The sequence below is a fragment of the Vibrio sp. S234-5 genome (genome assembly GCF_000960595.1).
Classification (GTDB): Bacteria; Pseudomonadota; Gammaproteobacteria; order Enterobacterales; family Vibrionaceae; genus Vibrio.
In genome coordinates this window covers 1-3,226 of record NZ_JZAM01000267.1, presented here as the reverse complement: position 1 = coordinate 3,226, position 3,226 = coordinate 1, and the positions used below count along the sequence as shown (strand labels likewise).

Here is a 3,226-nt window from a genome sequence, read left to right as displayed (position 1 = left end):
GTCTGAACCACAACTAAAGCATTTAGCACTTTCTGGATCTGCTGTTTTACATTCAGGATGCTTTATCAAATAATTCTCAAGTGTCGGCAATTTGTGCCAATCATCATCCTGTGGCTTCGAATATGATGCAAAATAGTAGAATATTGCAGCCGCGCCAAAAGCTAAAACCAACCAAATGAAATCCATCTCTTTTCCTCAAGTTATCCCGAAAACATAACGCCGCGTTAAGGGGCGCAGGCACGCAATACAAAAGTGACCGCATCACACCTTAACCACTAAACTTACCGCAAACTGAAAATGCCACGCGTGCCAAGTCCCTCTTTAACGCTTTGTTATGCCTCTTGCACTACCAGAAGACCAAGTTTCTGAGCCAGTTCCCTTGCCGCCACTTTTGGTGAGACATTACTCGTATCTACCGTTACATCATAAGTCATATGATTATGTACAAGTGGATACTCCCACTCTGCCAAACCAATTGCTCTATCACCACGAGCAATCTCGCGAGCCATACAAACCTCTAAGCTACATTGCACTTTTACACAAACAACTTTGAAATTTTCGAGAAGCTTAAAAAGCGCGTTGCGTATTTCGGTGATTGCGATCGCTCGTTTCCGCGATTATCCGATCACTTTTAGCCTAACTCCGAAATCGGTGATCGGAATAGCGAAAACCGCGATCGGAATGCCCGAAATCCTTCCTTTTTCTCTTTTAAATCAATAGCTCGCTATTCTTTACTTCTTAAACAAGAACGTAAGGAAGCGACCATGGCCAAAAAGAGAACTCCAATGAACAAAATCAAAGAGGTATTACGCCTTAAGTACGACTGCGGTCTCTCAAACCGCAGCATCGCTTCTTGCCTGAAACTCGGGCCGTCCACCATCTCGGAACTCCTCACTCGCTTTAAACAAAGCCAACTTGGCTGGCCTCTACCCGAAGGTTGCAGTGACACAGAACTCACTCAGGTGTTGTATCACGGCAAGAAAGCCTGTCGCGATAAGGTGATGCCAGACTTTACGCAATACGCTGTCGAACTCAGACGCAAAGGCATGACGAAGATGCTGCTCTGGCAGGAATATCATGAGCAATATCAAGAGCAAGCCTACGCTTACACTCAGTTCTGTGAATACTTCACTCGTTGGTTCAAAACTCAAAAGCGCAGTATGCGTCAGCTCCATGTGGCAGGTGATAAGCTGTTTATCGATTACTGTGGGCCTCGGCTTCAGGTAGTCAATCCTGACACAGGCGAAGTGCGCGAAGCAGAAGTGTTCGTAGCAAGCTTAGGCGCGTCCAACTACACTTATGTGGAAGCCTTCCCCAGCCAAGGAAAGTCTTACTGGTTAGAGGCGCATGCCAATGCCTTCGAGCACTTCGGTGGCGTACCCCATCTCTTGGTCCCTGATAATCTACGTAGCGCAGTCACCAAAGCGAATCGTTATGAGCCGAGACTGAACGACAGCTATCAGAAACTGGCGAATCACTATCAAACCGCCGTAATGCCAGCCCGCCCTTACAAACCGAAAGACAAAGCCAAGGCGGAGAATGCGGTGCTCCTCGTCGAACGCTGGATCATGATGCGGCTACGCCACCAAACCTTCTATACCTTCAAAGAGCTGAATCTCGCTATCCGAACACTGATGGATGAGTTAAACCAACGTGAGATGAAACAGTATGGCGCGAGTCGCAAAGCGCTGTTCGAGAAACTCGATAAACCTGCATTAAAGCCGCTGCCCAAGCAGCGATACCTCTATACCGAAACGAGACGAGCTAAGGTTGGGCCTGATTATCACATCGAATATCACCGTCACTACTACTCGGTTCCCCATCAACTGGTGGGTCACCATGTCGAGCTGGAAGCCTCCAACCGTCTGGTGCAGATCTACCACCAAGGTAACTTGGTCGCTCAACACCCACGCAGTCAAAGAGAGCGCGGAAACAGCACCCAACCAGAGCACATGCCGAGTCATCATCAACATCAGAAGTGGTCGCCTGGACGCCTGCTCAACTGGGGAGCCAATATCGGCCCAGCCACACGAGAAGTCGTCAATAAGATGCTGAACGCCAAACCTCATCCAGAGCAGGCCTATCGTTCCTGTCTGGGGTTACTCAACCTGAGTAAAACCCATGGCGAGTCGCGCTTAGAGCAGGCCTGTAAAGATGCGCTGATGCTGACAAAACCGAACTACACCTTCATCAATAACCTGCTGAAAAACAATCGCGAGGGGCAACTGAGCAAAGACACCTCAAGCACACCGAACCTTGTTCACAGCAATGTTCGTGGCCCGAACTGTTATCATTAGGAGAAAGGATATGAACGCACTGAACGACCAACTCAAAACTCTGCGCTTAAGTCATGCGGCGAAAGCGTTAGAGCAGCAACAAGAGCAACTGACCACCTACGCAGAGCTGGACTTCGAGGAGCGGTTAAGCTTGCTCCTGGAGAGTGAAATCTTGAACCGTAATCAGAGCAAAATCCAACGCTTAAAACGACAAGCCAAGCTGAGACTGGATGCTCAGCCGAGCCAACTCATCTACAAGGAGGGGCGAAACCTCAACCGCAAACAGATGAGCGAACTTCTGACGGGGAGTTATCTGCACAAGCACCAGAACATCTTGATCACAGGCCCAACAGGTGCAGGCAAAACCTATCTTGGCTGCGCTCTGGCAACCAGCGCCTGCGACCAACAGCAAACCGTCAGATACTACCGATTAACTCGCTTGCTCGATGACCTGACCGCAGGTCGTCTGGATGGTAGCTATCAAAAGCAACTTCAATCCCTCGCTAAAAAAGCACTGCTTATCCTCGACGACTGGGGGATGGAAAAACTGACTCAAGAGCATGCGGGTCACTTGTTAGAAGTGCTGGAAGACCGTTACCAAAACAGCAGCACAATCGTCATCAGTCAACTACCCGTAAAGGAGTGGTACAACATGATCGGCAACGCCACCGTCGCTGACGCTCTCATGGATCGTCTCGTTCACAATAGTCATCGAATAGAACTGGGAGGTGAGTCAATGAGAAAACTGGCGCAATCCGATCACTTAGAGTAAAAATAGGAAGAGAGAAAAACGGCAGGATCAAGTGATCGGAATAAACCGAAACCCCCTGTGTCAGCATAGTTGTCGCCTAGATTTTTAAGGAGATAACTATGCCAGCCAATCCAGTTCCAATTGATGTGAAAACGAAAGGCCAAACTTGGCTGTTACCACCATATAATTGGTCTCATCG

Annotated in this window: 3 protein-coding genes and 1 pseudogene; 2 read left to right on the top strand and 2 right to left on the bottom strand. The window is 48.7% G+C overall.

The window, feature by feature from the left end; all coding sequences use genetic code 11:
• Positions 1 to 186, bottom strand: a pseudogene (locus tag UF06_RS27205) (hypothetical protein); the annotation flags it as partial.
• A 146-nt stretch (positions 187 to 332) separates the two neighbouring features.
• Positions 333 to 587: a hypothetical protein gene (locus tag UF06_RS24780; RefSeq protein WP_277914546.1), complete on the bottom strand. Its 255-nt coding sequence runs from the start codon at positions 585 to 587 to the stop codon at positions 333 to 335.
• Positions 588 to 764: 177 nt separating this feature from the next.
• Between UF06_RS24780 and istA the strand changes: the two genes are divergently transcribed.
• Both istA and istB read left to right on the top strand, forming a co-directional pair.
• Positions 765 to 2,297 carry an IS21 family transposase gene (gene istA / locus UF06_RS16710; RefSeq protein ID WP_045571445.1) on the top strand — a complete coding sequence of 511 codons (1,533 nt, stop codon included), beginning with the start codon at positions 765 to 767 and terminating at the stop codon, positions 2,295 to 2,297.
• A gap of 10 nt (positions 2,298 to 2,307) precedes the next feature.
• Positions 2,308 to 3,048 (top strand): IS21-like element ISVch3 family helper ATPase IstB, encoded by a 741-nt coding sequence (gene istB, locus UF06_RS16705; RefSeq protein WP_045571444.1) that lies wholly within the window; start codon positions 2,308 to 2,310, stop codon positions 3,046 to 3,048.
• The last annotated feature ends 178 nt before the right edge of the window (positions 3,049 to 3,226 follow it).